At 73.8% G+C, this 20,297-nt stretch carries 20 protein-coding genes; 10 read left to right on the top strand and 10 right to left on the bottom strand.

The window, feature by feature from the left end; genetic code table 11:
- Window positions 1-3 precede the first annotated feature (3 nt).
- Window positions 4-534 carry a snapalysin family zinc-dependent metalloprotease gene (locus tag LDL48_RS21120; RefSeq protein ID WP_225256916.1) on the top strand — a complete coding sequence of 177 codons (531 nt, stop codon included), beginning with the start codon at window positions 4-6 and terminating at the stop codon, window positions 532-534.
- On the opposite strand, the gene LDL48_RS21125 is transcribed toward LDL48_RS21120, so the two are convergent.
- On the bottom strand, window positions 505-822 hold the full coding sequence (locus tag LDL48_RS21125) for an STAS domain-containing protein (RefSeq protein WP_225256917.1): 318 nt from the start codon (window positions 820-822) through the stop codon (window positions 505-507). The genes LDL48_RS21120 and LDL48_RS21125 overlap by 30 nt on opposite strands.
- A 108-nt stretch (window positions 823-930) precedes the next feature.
- Here LDL48_RS21125 and fxsT point away from each other — a divergent pair, with 108 nt between their 5' ends.
- Complete coding sequence (fxsT, locus tag LDL48_RS21130) at window positions 931-3,354, top strand: FxSxx-COOH system tetratricopeptide repeat protein (protein ID WP_225256918.1); 2,424 nt, start codon at window positions 931-933, stop codon at window positions 3,352-3,354.
- Window positions 3,355-3,364: 10 nt separating this feature from the next.
- Here the strand turns inward: fxsT and LDL48_RS21135 are convergent, their stop codons facing one another.
- From LDL48_RS21135 to fxsA, 3 genes are all read right to left on the bottom strand, one after another.
- Window positions 3,365-5,023 carry a putative bifunctional diguanylate cyclase/phosphodiesterase gene (locus LDL48_RS21135; protein ID WP_225256919.1) on the bottom strand — a complete coding sequence of 553 codons (1,659 nt, stop codon included), beginning with the start codon at window positions 5,021-5,023 and terminating at the stop codon, window positions 3,365-3,367.
- A gap of 76 nt (window positions 5,024-5,099) precedes the next feature.
- Complete coding sequence (locus LDL48_RS21140; RefSeq protein ID WP_225256920.1) at window positions 5,100-6,593, bottom strand: aKG-HExxH-type peptide beta-hydroxylase; 1,494 nt, start codon at window positions 6,591-6,593, stop codon at window positions 5,100-5,102.
- Window positions 6,594-6,597: 4 nt separating this feature from the next.
- Entirely contained in the window at window positions 6,598-6,780 is a 183-nt protein-coding gene (gene fxsA / locus LDL48_RS21145) for an FxSxx-COOH cyclophane-containing RiPP peptide (protein ID WP_225256921.1), read from the bottom strand.
- A 187-nt stretch (window positions 6,781-6,967) separates the two neighbouring features.
- Here fxsA and LDL48_RS21150 point away from each other — a divergent pair, with 187 nt between their 5' ends.
- Together LDL48_RS21150 and LDL48_RS21155 are read left to right on the top strand one after the other, a co-directional pair.
- On the top strand, window positions 6,968-7,462 hold the full coding sequence (locus tag LDL48_RS21150; protein WP_225256922.1) for a hypothetical protein: 495 nt from the start codon (window positions 6,968-6,970) through the stop codon (window positions 7,460-7,462).
- Between the two features lie 23 nt (window positions 7,463-7,485).
- Window positions 7,486-7,866, top strand: a complete 381-nt coding sequence (locus LDL48_RS21155) for a hypothetical protein (protein WP_225256923.1) — start codon at window positions 7,486-7,488, stop codon at window positions 7,864-7,866.
- 36 nt (window positions 7,867-7,902) lie between these two features.
- Here the strand turns inward: LDL48_RS21155 and LDL48_RS21160 are convergent, their stop codons facing one another.
- Window positions 7,903-8,187, bottom strand: coding sequence for a DUF427 domain-containing protein (locus LDL48_RS21160; protein WP_225256924.1), 285 nt, complete (start codon window positions 8,185-8,187; stop codon window positions 7,903-7,905).
- A gap of 153 nt (window positions 8,188-8,340) precedes the next feature.
- On the opposite strand from LDL48_RS21160, the gene LDL48_RS21165 reads away from it, so the two are divergent.
- The 4 genes from LDL48_RS21165 to LDL48_RS44585 all read left to right on the top strand — a co-directional run bounded on the left by LDL48_RS21165 (window position 8,341) and on the right by LDL48_RS44585 (window position 13,275).
- Window positions 8,341-9,579, top strand: coding sequence for a hypothetical protein (locus LDL48_RS21165; protein ID WP_225256925.1), 1,239 nt, complete (start codon window positions 8,341-8,343; stop codon window positions 9,577-9,579).
- A 232-nt stretch (window positions 9,580-9,811) separates the two neighbouring features.
- Entirely contained in the window at window positions 9,812-10,888 is a 1,077-nt protein-coding gene (locus tag LDL48_RS21170; protein WP_225256926.1) for a hypothetical protein, read from the top strand.
- Window positions 10,885-12,357, top strand: coding sequence for a hypothetical protein (locus LDL48_RS21175; protein WP_225256927.1), 1,473 nt, complete (start codon window positions 10,885-10,887; stop codon window positions 12,355-12,357). The genes LDL48_RS21170 and LDL48_RS21175 overlap by 4 nt, the downstream gene beginning before the upstream one ends.
- A gap of 9 nt (window positions 12,358-12,366) precedes the next feature.
- Window positions 12,367-13,275, top strand: a complete 909-nt coding sequence (locus tag LDL48_RS44585) for a WD40 repeat domain-containing protein (RefSeq protein ID WP_225256928.1) — start codon at window positions 12,367-12,369, stop codon at window positions 13,273-13,275.
- Between the two features lie 10 nt (window positions 13,276-13,285).
- On the opposite strand, the gene LDL48_RS21185 is transcribed toward LDL48_RS44585, so the two are convergent.
- The 5 genes from LDL48_RS21185 to LDL48_RS21205 all read right to left on the bottom strand — a co-directional run bounded on the left by LDL48_RS21185 (window position 13,286) and on the right by LDL48_RS21205 (window position 18,133).
- Window positions 13,286-15,076 (bottom strand): GAF domain-containing SpoIIE family protein phosphatase, encoded by a 1,791-nt coding sequence (locus LDL48_RS21185; protein WP_308016476.1) that lies wholly within the window; start codon window positions 15,074-15,076, stop codon window positions 13,286-13,288.
- A gap of 137 nt (window positions 15,077-15,213) precedes the next feature.
- Window positions 15,214-15,888, bottom strand: a complete 675-nt coding sequence (locus LDL48_RS21190) for an SRPBCC family protein (RefSeq protein WP_225256929.1) — start codon at window positions 15,886-15,888, stop codon at window positions 15,214-15,216.
- A 92-nt stretch (window positions 15,889-15,980) separates the two neighbouring features.
- Complete coding sequence (locus LDL48_RS21195; protein WP_225256930.1) at window positions 15,981-16,820, bottom strand: bifunctional DNA primase/polymerase; 840 nt, start codon at window positions 16,818-16,820, stop codon at window positions 15,981-15,983.
- A gap of 26 nt (window positions 16,821-16,846) precedes the next feature.
- The gene (locus tag LDL48_RS21200) at window positions 16,847-17,086 is read right to left on the bottom strand and encodes a hypothetical protein (RefSeq protein WP_225256931.1); all 240 of its coding nucleotides are present in this window, start codon (window positions 17,084-17,086) and stop codon (window positions 16,847-16,849) included.
- A gap of 9 nt (window positions 17,087-17,095) precedes the next feature.
- A complete protein-coding gene (locus tag LDL48_RS21205) occupies window positions 17,096-18,133 on the bottom strand; it encodes a beta family protein (RefSeq protein ID WP_225256932.1) in 1,038 nt (345 codons plus the stop codon).
- Window positions 18,134-18,234: 101 nt separating this feature from the next.
- Here LDL48_RS21205 and LDL48_RS21210 point away from each other — a divergent pair, with 101 nt between their 5' ends.
- Window positions 18,235-19,548, top strand: a complete 1,314-nt coding sequence (locus tag LDL48_RS21210) for an AAA family ATPase (RefSeq protein WP_225256933.1) — start codon at window positions 18,235-18,237, stop codon at window positions 19,546-19,548.
- 180 nt (window positions 19,549-19,728) lie between these two features.
- Window positions 19,729-20,109, top strand: coding sequence for a YbaB/EbfC family nucleoid-associated protein (locus LDL48_RS21215; RefSeq protein ID WP_225256934.1), 381 nt, complete (start codon window positions 19,729-19,731; stop codon window positions 20,107-20,109).
- The last annotated feature ends 188 nt before the right edge of the window (window positions 20,110-20,297 follow it).

A 20,297-nucleotide genomic window follows, 5' to 3' on the forward strand; every position in this document is an offset into this window, starting at 1 on the left:
CCGATGCTCAGACGCAGTCTGTCCGCCGCGCTGCTGGCGATCGCCACGGTCCTCGGCCTGCAGGTCGCCACGGCCGCGCCGGCCACCGCCGCGCCCCGGATCCTGTACTACGACGCCAGCCAGGCCCAGGAATTCCGGGCCGTGGTCGACCAGGGCGCGCAGATCTGGAACAGCCGGGCCGCCAACGTCCGGCTGGAGCCGGTCCCGGCCGGGCGCACCCCCAACATCCGGGTGTACGCCGACAACGGCTGGCCCCGCGCCTACACCACCTCGCTGGGCAACGGCCGGTGGTACATGGGCCGGGAAGCGGTCAACGACGGCTACCACCAGCCGCGCATCGCCGCGCACGAGTTCGGGCACCTGCTCGGGCTGCCGGACCGGCGCACCGGACTGTGCACGGATCTGATGTCCGGCAGCAGCGCCCCGGTGTCCTGCACCAACGCGTACCCGAGCGCCGGCGAACTGCGCACCGTGGACGCGAACTTCCGCTCGGCTGCGCTGGTCTCAGTCGGCGAGTTCCACGACTTCCAGTAGGCCGCTGAGCACCAGGATCTGGCGTACACCGCGCGAGGGGTGAGCGAGCCGGAACGCGATCCCCTCGTCGCGGCAGCGCTGGAATCCGAAGATCAGCGCGCCCAGGCCGGTCGAGTCGATGAAGGACAGGTCGGTCATGTCCACCACCACGGCGCGCGGACGGCCGGCGATCGCGTCGGCCAGCGCGACGCGGACCTGATCGACCGTGGCCACGTCGACCTCGCCGCGCAGGGCGACGGTGACCGTGTCGGCCGCACGGTCCAGACTGGTGACAAGTTCCTCGGACAACGCACAGCCTTCCGTCAGTCATCGCCGAGCAAAGCATACGAGCGCTACCGCGGTGGCGATGATTCCACGTACGGTAATCGGCACAACGACTTGTGGAAGGGGCGCGGTGTGCCGATCCGGGGCGGACTGCCACCACGCAACCCCCGTTTCGTCGGGCGGGAGCACCTGCTCGCCGACGTGCGCGGGTTGCTCGGCAACGGTCCGGTGGTGCTGCTGCCGCCCGCCGAACACCAGCTCGGCGGCACCGGGCGCACCCAGCTGGCCGTCGAGTACGCCTACCGCTACGGCGACACCTACGACCTGGTCTGGTGGATCCCGGCGGAGCAGACCGCGGGCATGCGGGCCGGGCTGGTCGGGCTGGCCCAGCGGCTCGGGCTGCCCGAGGCGCGCGACATCAACCGCACGCTCGGGGCGGTCCGGGACGCGCTGAGCCGCGGCGAGCCGTACCGGAACTGGCTCGTGGTCTTCGAGAACGCGAACCGGCCCGAGGACATCAAGCCGTACCTGCCGAGCGGCGCCGGCCACGTACTGGTCACCTCGCGCAACCCGCGCTGGACCTCCGAGGTGGCGCAGGCCGTGCCGGTGCCGGTGTTCGACCGCCCGGACAGCGTGGACTTCCTGCGCCGCGGCGCGCCGGAACTGTCCGCAGAGGATGCCGACCGGCTCGCCGCCCACCTCGACGACGTGCCGATGGCACTGGAACAGGCGGCCGCGGTCCGGGCCGCCACCGGCTGGTCGGTCGACGAATATCTGCGCCGGTACGACCGGCGCGCCGCCGAGCTGGCCTTCCCGACCCCGTTCCGGGTGGCCTGGGACCTGGCCGCCACCGCGTTGCGGGCCGCCTCGCCGTCCGCTTACCAACTGCTCGAACTGGCCGCGTTCCTGGCCAGTGCGCCGGTGCCGTGGCAGCTGCTGTGGGCGGTCCGCGGGCTGGACCTGTCGCCGGAACTCGCGCACACCGTCCGCCTGGATCGCCGGCTCAAGGCCGCCATGCGCCTGATCGGACAATACGGACTGGCCGATCTGGACCCGCCCGGCGAGCGCCTCACCGTGCACCCGCTGGTCCGGGGCATGCTCGGGCAGCAGCTCAGCTCCGACCGGCACGCGGCCCAGCTGCGCACCGTCCGGGCCATGCTGGCCGCCGCCGACCCCGGCGACCCGGACGCGCCGACCAACTGGCCCCGGTACGCCGAACTCACCGCCCACCTGGTGCACTCCGACGTGCTCGGCGGCGACACCGAGGACATCCGGCAACTGGTGGTCAACTGCATCCGGTTCCTCTACGCCCGCGGCGACTACGACAGCAGCCGCGACCTGGCCGCGCAGGCCGTGGCCCGCTGGCGCGACCTGGTCGGCGAGAACGACGACCAGACGCTGCTGGCCTCGTTCCACCTGGCGAACGCGCTGCGCGCGGTAGGCCGGATCGCGGACGCGCGCACACTCAACGCGCAGACGCTGCGGCGGCAGCGGGAGGTGCTCGGGGGCGACGACGAGACCACCCTGGCCACCGCCAACAGCGTCGGTGCCGACCTGCGCATGCAGGGCCACTTCGGGCAGGCCCGGCAACTCGACGCGGACAACCTGGTGCGCTACCGGCGGTTGTTCGGCGAGAGCTTCCCGACCGCGCTGCGCTGCGCCAACAACCTGGCCGCCGACCTGCGCCTGCTGGGCGACTTCCGGGGCGCCCGGGCACTGGACGAGCAGGTGCTGCGGCACCGGCAGGCGGTGCTGGTGGAGGGACACCCGGAGACCCTGTCCTCGCGCGGCGCGCTCGGGTTCGACCTGTTCGGGCTCGGCGACTACCCCGGGGCGGCGGAACTGCTGGCCGGCGGGCCCGCCGGCGCGCTCGGCGACGACCACCCGATGGTGCTGCTGGTGCGCCGGTACGCCGCGATGGCCGCGCGCCGGTGCGGCCAGCCGCACGCCCGGGACCTCGCCGAGGCGAACGTGGCGCTGTTCCGGCAGAAGTTCGGTGACCTCAACTCGGAGACGCTCGGCGCGATGGTGTCGCTGGCCAACTCCGCCCGGGTCGACGGCGATCTGGAGTCCGCGCACCGGCTGCTCGAACGCGCGGTGGCCCGCTATCACGCGGTGCTCGGCGACGAGCATCCGTTCACGCTCGCCGCGGCCGCGGACCTGGCCGGCGTGGTGCGGGCCGGCGGCCGGTACGCGGAGGCCCGGACCATCGACGCGGAAGCGCTCAGCGGTCTGCGGCGCAGCGTCGGCGCCGACCATCCGTTCACCCTGAGCTGCGCCAACGGGCTGGCCGCCGACCTGGTGCACCTGGGCGAGGCGCAACCGGCGCGGGAGCTGGCCGCGGACACCCTGACCCGGTCCCGGACGGTCCGCGGGACGGACCACCCGGACACCGCGGCCTGCGCCTGGAACGTCGCGCTGGACGCCGCCGACGAGACCGCTCAGCAGCAGGCGCTGAACTCGCTCACCAAGGCGTACGGCGAGAACCATCCGGTGATCCGGCTGGCCCAGGCCGGCGCCCGGCTGGAGACCGACATCGACCTGCCCCCGCTGTAGCGGGCGGGGGTCAGGGCCGCAGCGACGACTCGCGGGACAGCAGGTCGGTGAGGTCGGACGCCGGCATCGGGCGGGCGAAGTGGTAACCCTGCGCCTGCGCGCACTCCAGCTCGCGCAGCCGTTCCGCCTGGGTCGCGTCCTCCACGCCCTCGGCCACCGGCGCCAGGTTGAACGTGCGGGCGATCTGCAGCACCGCCTCGGCCACCGAAGCACCGTTGCCGCCCTGCATGGCCTGCACGAACGAGCGGTCGATCTTGACCACGTCGACCGGCAGCACACCCAGGTGGCTCAGCGACGAGAAGCCCGTGCCGAAGTCGTCCAGCGCGATGCGTACGCCAAGCGTCTTCAGCGCGCTCAGCACCCGGGCGGACTCCACCAGGTCGACCAGGGCCACCGACTCGGTGAGCTCCAGCACCAGCAGGTGCGGCGGCAGCCCGGTGGACTCCAGCACCGCGCGGACCTCGTCGACCAGTTCCGGGTTCCCCAGCTGGGACGCGGACAGGTTGACGTTCAACTCGAAGCCGGGCTGGTGCTGCTGCCACTCGGCGGCCTGCCGGCACGCCTGCTCCAGCACCCAGCCGCCGAGCTGCGGCAGCATGCCGAGCGACTCGGCCATGTCCAGGAAGGCGATCGGCGGCAGCACCCCGCGCTCGGGGTGGCGCCAGCGCACCAGCGCCTCGACGCCGACCGTGTGCTCCCCGTCCAGGTCCACGATGGGCTGGTAGAAGACCTCGAACTGCTCCTCGGCCAGGGCCAGGCGCAGTTCGGCCTCGTCCTGGCGCCGCTGCTGGGCCGCCGCGAACTGGGCCGGGTCGAACCGCCGCGCGACGCCCTTGCCGTCCGCCTTCGCCTGGTACAGCGCGAGGTCCGCCTCGCGCATCACCTCGTCCAGGTCCTTGCTGTTGCCGCGGGTCAGCGCGATGCCGGCGCTGGCCCGGATGGCCAGCACGGTGTCGCCGATCATCAGCGGCTGGGCCAGGTCACGCAGGATGCGGTTGGCCACGGTGTCGGCGATCTGGTCGTCGACCAGCCGGGGGAGCAGCACCACGAACTCGTCACCGTCCAGCCGGGACACGGTGTCGTGGGCCCGCACGGTGGCGTTCAGGCGTTCCGCCGCGATCCGCAGCAGCTCGTCGCCGATGGCGTGCCCGTACACGTCGTTGACCTCCTTGAACCCGTCCAGGTCCACGAGGATCACGGCGGTCATGGTGTCTTCCGCCTCGGCCAGCGTGTCGGTGGCGTGGTCCATGAACATCTTCCGGTTGCCCAGCTCGGTGAGCGGGTCGTGGAAGGCCTGCCGGGCCAGGACCGCGCGCTGCCGGCTCAGGTCCCGCATCAACGTGAGGTTGGTGCGGGTGCCGATGAACTGGCGGATCAGCAGGATCGCCGACACCGCGATCAGCAGCCAGGTCAGCTCCGGGCCGACGTTGCCGTCCCGGTAGTGCCAGAACGCCGCCATGGCGACCGCGGTGGCCACCGGCAGGTGGCGCAGCAGGGCCCAGCGGCGGGTCAGTGCGATCAGTCCCGCGCCGGTCAACGCGACCACGCCGATCGGGACCAGGAGGCCACTCGGGCCCGGCTGGCGGTCCGCGAACAGCAACGGCCACAGCACCATCAGTACGGAAGTCACGATCATCGCGTCGTCGGTACCCCGTCGTACGCGGTCCATCGCTCCACCGGTCTTCTGAGCCATGCTCCACCTCCGGGTGAGCACATCGGCCCGACCCCGGCCGACATGAGCAGAGCTAACCGGAAATCCAGGAGGCGAACTCGAGCGGGTCCGGGCGGGCGCCCAGCGCGCGGTATCCGGCGACCACCACCTCCAGGCGATCCAGGCGGTCCGCGACCAGGGCGAGGCCCGTCCAGGCGGCGTCGTCCGCCGGCTCCGCGACAATCCCTTTCTGGTACGCGGACAGTGCGGTCCCGTGGTCTCCGCCCAGCAGGGCGGCGTCTCCGGCCGAGGCGCGGCCGCCGGGCCGGTGGACGGTCACCGGCCCGGTGTCCCCGCGCAACGAGTGGTGCATCAGATCGAGGCGGGCGCTGTTCTCCAGGGCCCGGCGCGGCGACGGCACCAGCCGGGACTCCACCCGGGGCGGCCGTGCCCCGCGCCGCCACGCCGCCGCCAGCGCCGCCGCGTCGCCCGGGTCGACCGCCCGGTTGCGCAGGCGCCAGCGCAGCCGATGGTCCGCGTTGGCGTGCCCGGCCAGGCGGGCCACCCGCGGCTCGACCGGCTCGTCCAGCCAGGTTCCGACCTCGGCGCGCAGCGCGTCGACGAACCGGGCCCCGGCCGCGGTCAGCGCACCGCCGGCCCGCAGCCGGTCCGCGGTGCCGGCCACCGCCTCCCGCCACCGGGCGAACTCGAAGGCGGCCAGCGGATCACCGGTGGCGGCGGCCTCGGCCCGCCAGAACCGGGTGACGGCCAGGTAGGCGTACGCGCCGTGCAGCAGCCCGGACGGCGGGCGCGGATCGTCCCGCCACGGCGAGTAGTCCGGCACCGCCGGCGCCCCGACCAGGTCGAAGAGGGCGGTCACCGCGTTCAGGACGCTGTGCTGCGCCTCGTGCAGCAGCCCGACCGCGAGCGCGGTGCCGTCCGCGGGCGCCGACATGGCCACCGCGCCGTACGCGTCGGCCGAGGTGGCGCTGATCCCGCGGGCGGACGGGTCCGGCCGGACCGGGACCACCAGCTCCAGCACGGCGGCCAGGATGCGGGCGTCCGGGCGGTGCCGCTCGACCAGCAGCCGCCAGGCCGCGGTGAGGCAGGTCTGCCAGTGGGCGGTTTCCGCCGCGGTGAGCCGGTCGGCCGGGACGAGCCCGAGCAGGGCCCGTCGCGGGTCGGTGTCGTCCAGCCGGACGCGCAGCGTGAGGCCGTCGTGCTCGACGCTCAGCCGCCGCGCGTCTTTCGGAGCTCTTGCTGCGTGCCTTCCATCCGTTTTGTGCGGCTCTGTCGTCTGTGCCGGCCGCGGCCCGCCGTGGCGGAGCGCCCGCAGGCGGTGTGCCGCCCACGCACCGAACAGCGGGTCGGCGAGCCGGGCGCGGGTCTGTTCGGGTGCGGTGCGCTCCTCGGCGCACAGGCGTGCGTACCACGGGCCGGCCTCGTCCGGTGCCGCCCGGACGATCTCCCGGAGCAGCAGCAGGTGCCGGCTGAGCGCGGCCCGGCGCAGGTGGGCGAGGGTGGCGGCGTCGGGCCGCCCGGCGCCCAGCGCGGCGTACGCGGCGTCGGAGAGGCTGAGCCGGTCCACGCCGCTACAACGCCGAGTTGAAACCGGCGATCGGCTCGCCCGGCCGGGCCAGGTCGTCGGCGAGCCGGCGCACGGCCTGCGCCAGCGCGGAGTCGTCGTCCTCGGTCAGGTCGGTGAGGGCGGCCAGCGACATGCCGGAGAGATCCACCATCGCCGAGCGCCACTCGGGTTCCGCATCCTCGGGCAAGGCACCTACCTCCTGCCGGGCGGGTATTTGCCGACCGGCAACGGTCAATGTATTGCCGCCAGATTACGGTGCGGTCGCCGGGTCGGGTGATGTGGCGGCGTGGCCGCCCTGGGGGTCGCAAGAGTTTGCCCGGCCGTGATCTCATAGAACGCCGACACAGGGAAAAGTCGGCAACGGAGGACAAACTGTGCTGGGTCGAAATCTGGACGACGCCGAGGAATGGGTCCGCTCCTGGAGCGCCCAGGTCTCCGGAGGCGCCGAGGCCGCGGCGGCGCTGGCGGACCGCGTCGCGGGGCTGGCGTCATCGGCGACCGGTGACGGCGTCCGGGTCACCGTGGCCAGTTCGGGCAACGTCACCGCACTGGAGCTGACCGACCGGGTCCAGCGGCTCTCCGCTGCCGATCTGTCCGCCGAGATCCTCCGGGTGATGCGGCGGGCCCAGGCCGGCCTGTCCGAGCGGGTCGCCGATGCGGTCGACGAGACGGTCGGCGCCGACACCGAGACCGGCCGCGCCGTACTGGACAGCTTCGCGCAACGGTTCCCCGGTGAGCCGGACGACGAGCCCGCGGCGCCGGTGATGCCGTCACCGCCGCCGTTTCCGACGTTCCAGAACCGCCCGTCGCTGCCGCACCAGGCACCGGGCGGCGGGTTCGAGAGCGGTCGCGACAGCCGGGCACGCTGACGCCAGGCAAGGAAGGACGGAAGATGAACACGCCACTCCCCAGCCGGGGACCGGCGCCGCCGGTGGAGCAGATGAGCAACGCCGAGCTGGCGCGGATGGTGGAGGCCGAGCATCCGTACCGCGGCAAGGCTCTGTTCGAGCTGTCCGACCGGATCGCGGCCGACGACGACGCGGCCACCAAGGTGGCGATGCTGAGCCGGCTCCGGTCGCTGCGTGACGCCCGCCTGTTCGACCGGGTGTCGCTGGCCTGGTCGGGCATCATCGCGCTGCTCGCCGCCGAGACCACCCACGCGCGGGCCGCGGCGTACGAGGCGTTCTACGCCCTGGGGCAGGCCGAGCAGCAGGACATGCTGGACTACCTCGAGGTGCCCACGATCGAGGAGGCCCACCCGCGGATCGCCTGACGCGGGCGGGCCACTCGGCCCACGTGGCCCTACGGGTCAGTCGACGACCTTGACGTCCTTCCAGAACGCCACCCGGTCCCGGACCGCCTTGGCGTCCGGCTTGGGGTCCGGGTAGAACCAGACCGCGTCGCGGCTCTCCACCTCGCCGGACTGCAGGCTGTAGTACGACGCCTTGCCCTTCCAGGGGCAGACGGTGTGCGTGTCGGAGGGGCGAACCAGGTCGTCCCGCAGAGACTCCCGCGGGAAGTAGTGGTTGCCCTCGATCACCACGGTGTCGTCGCTCTCGGCGATGATCTCGTCGTTCCAGATTGCCTTCGGCATATCCCGAACGTAGCGCGCCTCTCGACCACCGTCCGATATGTGGGGGTTATTCAGCTCCGCTGGGTGAATCGTGGTGGGTCGTACGGACATTGCCGGGTCCGTGGGCGAAGATCTAGTGTCGACCTGGCCGTATCCCGCGACGAGAGCGCCGAGATGACCCGCCTGAGCACGCTGCCGAGCACCCTGGAGCAGGCGCACCACGCCCTGCTGCTGCTGGGCGTGCCGGCCCCGCTCCGGCTGGTGGCCGAGGTGCACGCGGCCCTGCTCGACGGCGACCTGTCCGTGCCGGCGCTGGCCGCGCTGCTGCGCGACGAGGAGCGGCACTTCACCGACCCACCGCCACCACCGGGCAGCGTGGGGACTTCCGGCGCGCTGCACACCCCGGATCCGCACACCTCGGATCCGCACACCCCGGATCCGCTCACCCCGGATCCGCTCACCCCGGATCCGCACACCCCGGATCCGCACAGCGCGGAGCCGCTCACCGGCAGCGCGGGAACCCTGGACGCCTTTCGCGCCGGAGATACCCCCGGCGCGGGTTCGGCGGGTGGTGTGGGGAGTTCGGGCGTGCTGGGTGCCGGAGGTGCTCACGGCTCGGGGTCCGGGCGTGGTGTGGGGAGTTCGGGTGCGTTGGGTGCCGGAGGTGCACACGGCGTGGGGTCCGGGCGTGGTGTGGGGAGTTCGGGTGCGTTGGGTGCCGGAGGTGCACACGGCGGGGGCTCGGTAAGTGGTGTGGGGAGTTCGGGTGCGCTGGGTGCCGGAAGTGCACACGGCGGGGGCTCGGTAAGTGGTGTGGGGAGTTCGGGCGCGCTGGGTGCCGGAAGTGCACACGGCGGGGGCTCGGTAAGTGGGGTGGGGAGTTCGGGTGCGCTCGGTGCCGGGGAGGCCCACGGGTGGGATGGACGCGGGCCGGATGGTGGCGCTACGGCCTGGACCACCGCGGAAGGCTGGCGTGGGGACGGGACTGGGCGTTCGTCGTACCTTATTTGTCCTGGTCTGCACCTTGATCTCACCCCGGCGCGGGGAACCGTGACGCTGGGGTCCTGGCCGGTCGCGGACCGGATCTGTTCGCCGGCGGCGGCGCGGGCCGACGCGCTCACCATGGTGGTGCGGATCGCGGAGATTGCCCCGATGCGTCCCGGCGCCTGCACCGCGGCCCTCCTCCGCCGGCTCGCCGAGAGCGTGCCGGACGGGGTGGAGGCGTTCGATCCGCTGAACCCGGCCGCGCTGGCCGACGTCGCGCGGGCCGCGCTGGCCGACCCGGCCCTGGCCGACGCGGTGGCCGCGGAGGAACCGGCCCGGGCCGCGGCGGCCGACCGTGCCCGCCTCCTCTCCCGGCGCCAGCAGCTGTTCGGCATGGCCACCGTCCCGCACCAGCGGGGCCCGGCGTGAGTGCGTCGGCTCGTGGTTCCGCGCCGGCGGGGCCTGGCGTGAGCGTGTCGGCTCGTGGTTCTGCGCCGGCGGGGGCCGGTGTGCGTGTGTCGGTTCGTGGGTTCGCCCTGGCGGTGATCGGCGTGCGTGTGTCGGCTCGTGGTTTCGCGCCGGCGGGGGCCGGTGTGCGTGCGCCGGCTCGTGGGTTCGCGCCGGCGGGGATCAGTGTGTGTGCGTCGGGCGGGAGTTTCGGGTGACGGGCGGTGCCGAGCTGGCGCGGCTGCGGGGTGCGGTTCCGGCGAAGCGGCACAACGCCCGGACCATCGCGGCGCTCACCGGTAATCCGGGGTGTACGCGGCGGGCCGTGCTGGACGCGGCGGGGGTGGACAAGCCTCGCCTGGCGCAGCGGATCGGGTTTCCGAGCAGCTTCGGGCAGTCCCGGTTCGCGCTGGCGCGGGGCAACGGGTTCGAGGCGATGCTCAAGGCGGACGGCTGTGCGCTGCTGCTCGCGCTGCTGCGGGACACGGTGGGGCTGGAGGCGCCGGACGTCGGGTACGACGATCTGGGCTCCGACGCCGACGACACGCTCGCCGCGCGGCAGGCCCGGACCCGGGAGCTGCTGGCCGGGGCGGCCGGGGCGGCGCTGATCGACCATCCGCTGCTCACCCTCGACGTGGCCGGTCAGCAGGTGTTCCTGGAACCGGACCTGATCGCGTTGCAGGTGCGGGGACGGCTGCACGTGGTGGAGATCAAGTCGTTCGCGGTGGTGGACGGCCAGGCGGACGGCGCGAAAGTCTCCGGCGCCGCGGTGCAGGCCGCCGTCTACGTGCTGGCGCTGCGCCGGCTGCTCGCCGAACTCGGCCACGACGAGACGCTGGTCAGTCACGACGTGGTGCTGGTCTGCCCGGAGAACTTCTCGCTGCGGCCCACCGCGGTGGTGCTGGACGTCCGCAAGCAGCTTGCCACGCTGCGCCGCCAGCTCACCCGGCTGGCGTCCGTGTCCGGCCTGATCGCCGCGCTGCCGCCGTCGGTCCGGTTCGACCTGGCGCTGCCGCCGGCCGAGCTGATCGCCGCGCTCGACCAGGTCGCCGCCCGGTACGCGCCGGAATGCCTGTCCACCTGCGAGCTGTCCGTGTTCTGCCGGCACGAGTCCGCGGGCACCACCGCCACGCTGGGCCGGCCGGTGCGGGACGCGCTCGGTGGCATCGAGACGATCGACGAGGTGCTGGCGTTCGCGGCCGGCACCGGGGAACCGGCCGCCGAACAGGCCGAGGCGGCCGCGCTGCTGCGGACCGCGGCCCGGCTGCGCGCGGAGGCCCTGACCCGGTGAGTACGCTCACCGCCCTCGCCCGGGCGCAGGCCTTCGCCTGTGGCCGGGCGCTGCCCATCGCCACGGTCCGCCACCTGCACGTGCACGACCGTCCGCTGGTGCTGGTGCCGCTGGCCATGGCGGGCGAGGCGAACGCGCCGCTGGCCGCGCTGGTCGGTACCGACCGGGCCGCGCCGGAGCTGCTGGTGGTGGCGCAGCCGCGCAACCGGGACCAGCGTTTCGCGTTCGCCGCCGCGCTGGCCGAACGGGTTCTGGCCTACCTGGACTCGTGCATCGGCGAGACCGAGGCGGTGGCCGTCGACCGCGGGCGGGACGTGCGGCACCGGTACGTCGACGCGCCGCAGCTGTGGGTGCCCAACACCGGTGGCGTCGAGTTCGTCCGGCTGCTCGGGCGGTCCACCCGGTTCCGGTCGGTGGACGGCGAATATCCGGTTCCGCCGTCGGTGCCGCTGCTCGGCCGGTGGCTGACGTTCTTCGCCAACTCCGCCGAGATGCCGGGCTCGTCGCTGCTGCTCAACGCGGTGCAGGCGCTCGGGCTGCACTGGGCGACCGGGCAGAGCAGCGTCGAGGACGCGCATCTCGCGGCGCTGCTGGCCTGGATCGAGCCGCCCGCCGGCCGCACCGGCGTCGAGGCCGCCCGGGACGCCGAACTCCAACCGCCGGCCGGCCCGGCCACCGACCCGGACTTCGACAACGCCGTGCTGGCCCCGCTGATGTCCGTCCCGGAACCCGACGTCGCCGCGCTGACCGCGGTGCTGCGCGAGCAGATGACCCCGGCCTGGGAACAGGTGTGGCGGTCGCTGGATCTGCTGCGCGCGCTGCCGGCCGGTGACCGGGTGGCCGGGCGCTGGGACGGCGACCGGGACACGTTCTCGGCGTACGTGCAGTACCTCGCGGACGGCGGCGCCCCGCAGCCCCGGCGGGACGGCGCGGTCGCGGCGGCCGCCCGCCTGCACCGGCTGGAGAACGCGGCGGGCCGGTACGCGGTGCAGCGCGCCTTCGACGACCCGCTGGTGATGGCCGATTACCGGCTCACCGGGCAGGCGTTCACCGGCAGGGTCACGCTGGCCGACCCGGACCGGGTGGACGACACCGGCAAACGCCCGGTGCTGCGCCCGCGCATCATGGTCGCCACCGCGGAACCGGTCCGGGTCGAGCCGGGTGCCACGCTCACCTCGCCGGCCCGCCCCGCGCAGAAGGCCCGGGTCGTGTCGCTCACGCCCACCCCGGCCGGCACGGACGTGCTGCTGGAACTGTCCGGCGGCATGGGTCGCAAGCTGGTCGCCGAGCCCGGCAGTGTGCCGGGCGTCGGGGAGGATCTGCTGCTCACCACGCTCAGCGAGGCGTACCGCCCGGGCGCGACGTTCCCCGACCCGGCGGACACCCCGTGGACGCACGGCGGACCGCCGGAAACCGCGCCCGATCTGTCGCCGTCCGACCCTGGCGGGGAGGACGCGGCGGGTGCTTGAGTTGACGGTGTGGGCGACCCCCTCGTCGTGCCCGCCTGGTACGACCCCTCGGCGCGACGGTTCCGTGTGTCCTGGGCGGACACCCGGGCCGGCCGGCTGAGCGTCGACGCGGACCGGTTCCTGTTCGCCACGGACACCGGCGTGGTGTTCGACGTGCCGCGCGCCGCAACGGGGGTGCGCTGGCTGCGCAGCCGGCGTGGCGTTCCCGGACTGGATCTGGCCGCCCCCGAGCGGACCTACCGGCTGTACCTGGGGCGTCCGGCGGGCAGCGCACCGACCGCCGGTCCGGAGTTTCCGGCCGGTGACCCCGCCGCCGCGGCGTCCTCGCTCCGGAGCATGCTCGACGTGGACGGGCCCGGCCCGGACCAGCGCCTCGCCCTCGCGGTGCCGACGTCGGAGTACCACTGCGCCGGCCTGGCGTTCAGCCAGGACGGCACGCTGCTGGCCGTCGGCACGTCGCACGGCCTGGTGGTGATCTGGGACCTGGCCACCGGCCGGCCGGCCCGGCAGTTCATGCACGACCTGTGCGGCGCACCGGTGCCCGCGGTGGCGTTCTCCGCCGACGATCTCTACCTGGCCACCGCCGGGCACGACGGCCAGCTCAAGCTGCGCGAGGTGCGGACCGGGCGGGTACTGCTCAAACGCGCGCACCCGGGGGCGTTGAGCGCGGTCTGCTTCGACCACACCGGCGCGCTGCTGGCCACCGCCTGCGCGGACGGCGCGGTGCGGGTGTGGTCCCGGCGCGGCGACATCCGGAATCAGATCGACGGGGTGTGCACGGCGTCGACCGGGCGGCTGTCGTTCGCCCCGGACGGCACGGTCGTGGTCGGCGGCAAGGGGCGGGTCGAGGCGGTCACCCCGGACGGGCGGCTGCAGGCGGCCGCCACGAAGGACGGCCTGCGGGTCTGGGCCGGCTGATCCCGCCGGCTCAGGACATCCGGATCAGCAGCAGGGCGATGTCGTCCGCCCGGCGGGTGGCCGCTTCGATCAACCGGGAGCACACGTCCTCGCCGGGGGCTCCGGCGTTGGCCCGCAGCACCGCGGCGACCCGGCCGATGCCCTCGTCGATCAGGTGTGCCGGGTCCTCGACCAGGCCGTCGGTGTAGAGCAGCAGCGTGGAACCGGCCGGGACGGTCCGCCGGTGCGTGGTGCGCACCGTGCGGGGCAGCAGGCCCAGCAGCGGCTCGGTCGGCGTCCACCAGACGTCCACCTCGCCGTCCGGGCGCAGCAGCAGCGGCGGCGGGTGCCCGGCGTTGGAGAACGACACCGCGTACCCGCCGTCCCGCCTGGTCGCCTGCGCCAGGACGGCGGTGGCGGCGGCCGGGATGTGCAGGCCGCGTACCGCCCGGTCGAGCTGGGCCAGCAGCGGGCCCGGTTCGTCGTCGCGGCCGTAGGCGTCCCCGCGGACCAGGTTGCGCAGCTGGCCCATGGTGGCCGCGGCCTCGATGTCGTGCCCCGACACGTCGCCGACCGCCAGCATCACCGAACCGTCCGGCTGGGCGAACGCGTCGTACCAGTCGCCGCCGACCGCGGCGCCGTCCTGGGCGGGCAGGTAGCGGGCGTGCAGTTCCATGCCGGGGATCTCCGGCAGATCGGTGAGCAGGCTGCGCTGCAGCACCTCGGCGACGTGGCGCTGCTCGTTGTACAGCCGGCTGTTGTCGATGGCCAGTCCGGCCCGCCGGCCGATGTCCAGGGCGGTGCGCACGTCCGCGTCGCTGAAGATCCGCCCCGGCGCGTTGACGAACGTGATGGTGCCGAGGACCCGTTGGCTGACCGGGGCGGAGATGGGCGCGGTGAGGTGGGCGCCGTACCCGAGTTCCAGCGCCAGGTCGACGGTCTCCGGGTTGGACACCCGGGTACGCATGTCGTCGACGGTGGCCCGGTTGTTGCGGACCGGCTGACCGCTGCGCCGCACGTCGAGCAGGATGGCGTTGGCGGTCATCTCGTCCGCGATCAGTTCGGTGAACCGGCGGGCCGCGGCGCTGCGCCGGGCGTCGTGGTGCACCGCGGCGACGTGGCGGTTGCGGCCGGCCGCGTCGATCAGGGAGACCAGGCACCAGTCGGACAGCCGCGGCGTGACCGCCTCGGCGAGCCGGCGCAACGACTCGTCGACGTCCAGTGTGGCGGCCAGCGATTCGGTGAGTTCGGCCAGCATGGCGAGCTGGTCGTGCACGGTCTCGGTGCGCCGCCGGGCGTCCTCGGCGAGCTCCCGGGCGATGCGCAGGCGCAACTCCGACGAGCAGGCGGCCGCGAGATCCGCCAGGACGGCCAGCTCGGTCGCGGTCCACTCCCGCGGCTCGGTGTCGATGGCGCAGAGCGACCCGAGGGTACGGCCGTCGGCGTCGGTGAGCGGCACACCGGCGTAGGCCACCACGCCCAGGTCCGGGATGGCGAGGTTGTCGCGGACCTGCGCGTCCCGCCGGGCGTCCGTGTAGACCTTGGGCCGGCCCTCGATCACCACGTGCTGGCAGAAGGAGTGCGACAGCGGGGTCTCGCGCTTGCCGGACCAGGGTTCGGCGAGGCCCGCCTGGCCGGGGAAGAACTGCCGCTCGTCGTCGACCAGCGAGACCAGCGCGACGGGCACGCCCAGCAACCGCTTCACCAGGCCGGCGAACCGGTCGAACGCCTCGTCCGGCTCGGCGGTCAGGCAGGCCCGCTGCAACGACTGGAGGCGTGCCGGGTCGGCGAGCATGTCCGCCCGTGCCGCATCGTCCGTCACGACCCTCACCACCCCTCGCCGTCCCGCTTCCGCGGCGCCGTGACCCCCCACAGGCTTCGCCCCCGGGGCCTCACCGGCGCCAGGCCGACCGGAACGTTACCCGGATGGGCGGGCACTTACGCCGGGTCGTGAGCGGATCAACTGGTCGGTGCCGGAGTGTCGGCGGTCGTCACCTCGGCGCCCGCCGCGACCGGCGCCCAGCGTTTCGTCCAGGCCTCCCGGCGCTCCGCGAACGCGGCGTCGTCCAGCCCGTAGGTCGACACCGTGACCTCGGTGCGCCCGGCGCCCGGACGGTCGAGCGGAAGCCGTGCGGAGACCACGATGAGGTCGCCGTCCGCGTTCACCGTCCAGGCCACCCGGTTGCCGAACCGTTCCCAGTCGCCGTCGGCCAACTCGAGCGCCTGCCGTCCGGTCGTCTCGCCGGTGAGGTACAGCGTGCGCCGGCGCCCCTGCGGTTTCCGCTCGAGCAGGAACCGCAACTGGGTCAGGAACGACTTCCAGCCCTCCTCGATACCGTCGTACCGGTCCGGGTCGGCCGGCGGCGGCCCCTCCCGGATCGCGCGCACCGTGCAGGCCTCGTCGTCGCCGGTGACCTCCAGGTAGGAGCCGTCGGCCCAGCCCATCCGCTCCGGCGCCAACAGCCGCGCCTCGGTCACGAAGATCTGCTCGATCTCCGCGTCCAGGGCGTCGTAGTCCCACCCGAACCACTGCCGCAGCACCGGGACCTGCGTGACGGCGTCCCAGACCGCGTCGCGGCCGGCCGGTAGGGACAGTTCCACGTGGTACGGCTTCAGCCTGCTTTCGTCAGTCACGCCCTCATCCTGGCCTTTGTCCGTGATCGCCGCCACACCTGTTCCGCTGTCGGATGTGCGCTCCGGTTCCGCTTTCGGATGTGGGCTCCGGGTCAGGCGACCCGGGTGCCGGTGGCGACCGGGTGCCGCCGGCCGGCCGTCATGCCGGACCGGATCGTGCGCCGGGTCTCCGCCCGCCCCAGCCCGGCATGTCGGGCCGCCGCCTCCAGTTCCTGCGCCGTGCCGGTGGCGTCCAGCAGCCCCGCGCCGACCAGGCGGCCGAGTGCAAACGCGGCCCGGTTCAGCGTGTCGTTGCGGGTGCCGACCGGCGCGCGGGCCACCCGGTCCCGTTGCGTCTCCAGCGCGACCTCGGCGTACCGGTCCGGGTGTGCGATCACGCCACCGGACCGGGGGAGCGGCGGACCGGCGATCAGGTCCAGCAGGACCGCGGGCGCGTCGGGCGGCCGGATGCCGGGACGGTGGACCCAGGTGTAGTCGGCGCCACGGGCGTGCCGCGACGGCGGAGCCACCACGTAGCCGCCCGCACCGCGCCAGTCCAGACCGGGCAGCAGGCGCACGCGGTTGCCGTACCCGGTGGGCCGGAACCAGAAATGCCACCCGCCGCCGCCCGTGCGGACCTGGGGTCCGCCCGGCGTCGCGCCACCGAGCAGGTGCCGCAGCCCGTGCCGGCCCTCGTCCGAGTCGACGTCGGCCACGTCCATCACGACGCCGGTGCGCAGGCCGATGTTGGCGTCCGGCCAGCGGGTCCACCACCTCTCGATCCGCCGCGGATCGGTGCTCGCCTCGGTGAGACCGTGCCGTAGTCGTGGGTGCTTGCCGGGCCGGTCGCAGCCGGAGTCGCGACACGAGCAACCTCCTCCGGCGGCAGGGGTGTGCACCGGCAGGACGGGGATGCCGTGCCGGGCGTAGGAGTGCGCCGCCGGGAGCAACATTAGAACAAGCGTACGACAGTTTCCGGTCAGTCGGGAGGCGTCGGCTCCCGCCCGCCCTCGGCCGGCGGCATCGCCACCATCTGCTGTTCCTGCTGCCGGATCTCCTGGTTGAGCTGGTGGGTGTGCGGGCGGTAGAGCAGATCCACCGGTCCCATGAGCTCCCGGCCCACCCCGCGGCGGCGGGTGCGGGCGGCCAGCCACGCCAGCGCCGCGAGGACCGTGCCGAGCGCCACCGCGAAGACCAGGAACGGCACCACCGCTCGCATGTCGTGAGGCTACGCCGGCCGGCGCGGGGCGATCGACCGCAGGACGTGCGCAATGTGGTGCGAGGTGCTCCAGGCGATCCAGCTCGACGAGCTTCCCGCGCCCCGGGCCGAGCGGGCCCGGCGGGCGATCTCGGCGTCGCCCCACGAGTACCGCGCGCCCTCGGCCGGCCACTGCGCCGACGTCACCAGCGTCCGGCATAGGTCGTAACACCGGTCGTCGCTGCGGCCGCCACGACGTGCCCACCGGTAGATCCACCAGTCCCGGTCGGCGGTGTACCGCAGCGTGGGCAACTGCCGGTGATGCTGCACGCCGAGGCGGTGGACCGGCGACGTGACGCCGTAATCGGCGTACCCGATCTCGCCCGCGCCGAGCCGCGCCCAGATCCGGGCGTCCCACCGCCCGACCGGAATCGGCCGGTCCGTCGGCAGGTCGTCCAGGTTGGGCGGCATCGCGCCGGCCGCCACGCTGACCGAGCGCCACGGCATGCCGCGGGCCCAGCGCAGCACCCGCTTGGCGCGCTCCTCGACCTGGTCCGCGTGCGCGACGCACGCCGTCTCGGCCAGGTCGATGACCAGGTCGACGCACTCCGGCGTCAGGCCGGTGCCGCGCAGCACCCGCTCGGCCACCGCGCTCGCCTGGGCCGGGTTGAGCGCGTCCGCGTGCGGCTGCAGGCGGAGCACGGCGCGCTCCGCGTGCATGCGTGCGGCCAGGCCGTGCTCGGCCAGGCGACGGCGACTCTCGTACGAGCGGATCACCGGCACCAGCGCGACGCCCAGGTCGACGAGGCGCTCGGCGAGTTCGAGCGGAGGCGACCGGAGGGCGTCGGCCGGATCGTCCACGGTCCCGAAGTCGACCCCGATGGCCGGTGTCCGCGGCGGCCTCTGCCGGATCAGGCCGGTCAGGTCGACGCCCGGCTCCCACTCGAAGATCGGCAGGACCTGGCCGGCCGCCCGGGAGTCCAGATGATGCAGCGCGGTGACCTCGCCGCGCCGGGGCCGCAGGATGGGCAGGTACATGCCGGCCGGCGGAGACCCGGGATGCATCATGTACCAAGAGTAGTTGTTCATGTGCTCTGAGCAATGTTGCCGGCCGGGCATGTCGTCGATTCCTCCGCGGATCTGTCGTACCGCGGCAGTACCGTCCTGCCATGCCCGTCGCGCTGCTCCCACCCGCCGAGGAAGCCACCCGCGTCATCGACGCCGTGCTGGCCGACCTGGCCACCGGCGACCATCGCGGGGTGGTCGTCGACTCGCCGCCCGGTGCCGGCAAGTCCACCCTGGTGGTCCGCGCCGCCGGGGTGCTCGCCGCCGCCGGTGCGTCACTGATGATCGTGGCGCAGACCAACGAGCAGGTGGACGACCTCATCGCCCGCCTCGGCAGAGCCTCCCCGTCGGTTGCGGTGGGCCGGTTGTCCGCGGTGGACTACCTGCCCACCGCGCGGGTCCGCAACCATCCCGCCTGCCGGGTGGGCGCCAAGGTGGCCGAGCTGGGCGCGCCCGCGATCACCATCGGTACGGCCGCCAAATGGGCCACGGTCACCCAGGGCACCTGGCCGTGGGCGATCGTCGACGAGGCGTACCAGATGCGTTCCGACGCCCTGCTCCGCGTCGCGTCCAGGTTCGACCGGGCGCTGTTCGTGGGCGATCCCGGCCAACTGGACCCGTTCTCGACCGTCGAGGTGGACCGGTGGACCGGCCTGTCCTGGGACCCGATGCAGAGCGCCGTCGCGGTGCTGCTGCGCCACAACCCGTCCCTGCCCGTGCATCGCCTTCCGGTGTCCTGGCGCCTGCCCTCCTCGGCGGCCCCGGTGGTCGCCGCCGCGTTCTACCCGTTCACCGGGTTCCGCGCGGGCACCGCACCCGGCGACCGCACCCTCACGTTCGCCACCCCCGCGGACTCCGCGCTGGACGAGGTGCTCGACGTGGCCGGGGCCACCGGCTGGGCCCTGCACGAACTGCCGGCCCGCTTCACCGTCCGCACCGACGCGGAGGCCGCCGCCGCCTGCGCCGCGCTGGCCGACCGGGCCCTGACCCGCGGGGCGACCACCACCTCCGAGTCCGGCACCGTCCCGCTCACCGCCGACCGGGTGGCGATCGGCGCCGCCCACCGCGACCAGGCCGCCGCCATCCGGGCCTACCTGCCCCCGTCCGCGGCCGGCGTCACGGTGGACACCGCAAACCGCCTCCAGGGCCGGGAGTACGACCTCACGATCGTCCTGCACCCGCTGTCCGGCCGGCAGGACGCGACCGCGTTCCACCTCGAGTCCGGGCGGTTGTGCGTGCTGACGTCGCGGCACCGGCACGCCTGCGTGGTGGTGGCACGGGCGGGGATAGCGGAACTGCTGGACGCGCACCCGTCGGCGGAGCCGGTGCATCTCAACGTTCCGGTGAAGTTCCCGGACGGGTGGGAGGCCAACCAGTCGATGTTGGCCCATCTGGCGGGGGTGAGTGGCTCGGGCTGATCGTCTGCCCCGTTGGATGCCGGCGGCGAGGATGGTGTGGGGGTCGGTCCAGCGCACGCGGAGGTCTGGCCGGTCTGCGGGCGGGCGCGCGTGACCAGCCTCGGGGTCGGCTCGACGAATCCGGATCGGCCCGCTTGCCGGGGCAGCGCGCAGCGTACCGGCGGTATTACCGTGGGCTCCATGTTCGACGGTCGGGATCTGGACGAAGTCGCACGTTTCGCGAATGACGAGCGGTCCGGTGTCGCGGCGCACGCCGCCACGACGCGCGCGCTGTCGAAGCGGTTGGCGTCGTTGACCGCTTCGGCGCGCAGTGACGACGGGCTGGTCCGGGTGACCGTCGGCCCGTCCGGGCTGGTCACCGACCTGGAACTGGCCGAGGGCATTCGACGGCTGCCGGCCGCGGAGACCGCGCTGCTGATCCTTCGCACCATGCGTACCGCGCAGAGCGCGCTGGCGGCGCTGGCCACCAGCGTGACCACCGAGACGGTCGGGGCCGGTTCGGCGACCGGCATGGCGATCATCGAGTCCTACACCGCTCGGCTGCAGCCGTTCGACGAGTGACCGCGGCGGGCACTGCGGCTCCCGCGCGTCTTCGCGGTGCCGAGCTTCGGCTGGCTTTCCATGATCTGGCACACCCGTCGGCCGCTGCCTGATACGTGTTGTCGGAAATACGACAGATCATCCGCAAGATCTTGTCTGGCGTTGCAAGGCCCTGCGGCCGGCAGTGCGCGCCACCGGCCACATAGGAC

The sequence above is a fragment of the Jidongwangia harbinensis genome (genome assembly GCF_020216025.1).
Lineage (GTDB): Bacteria > Actinomycetota > Actinomycetes > Mycobacteriales > Micromonosporaceae > Actinoplanes > Actinoplanes harbinensis.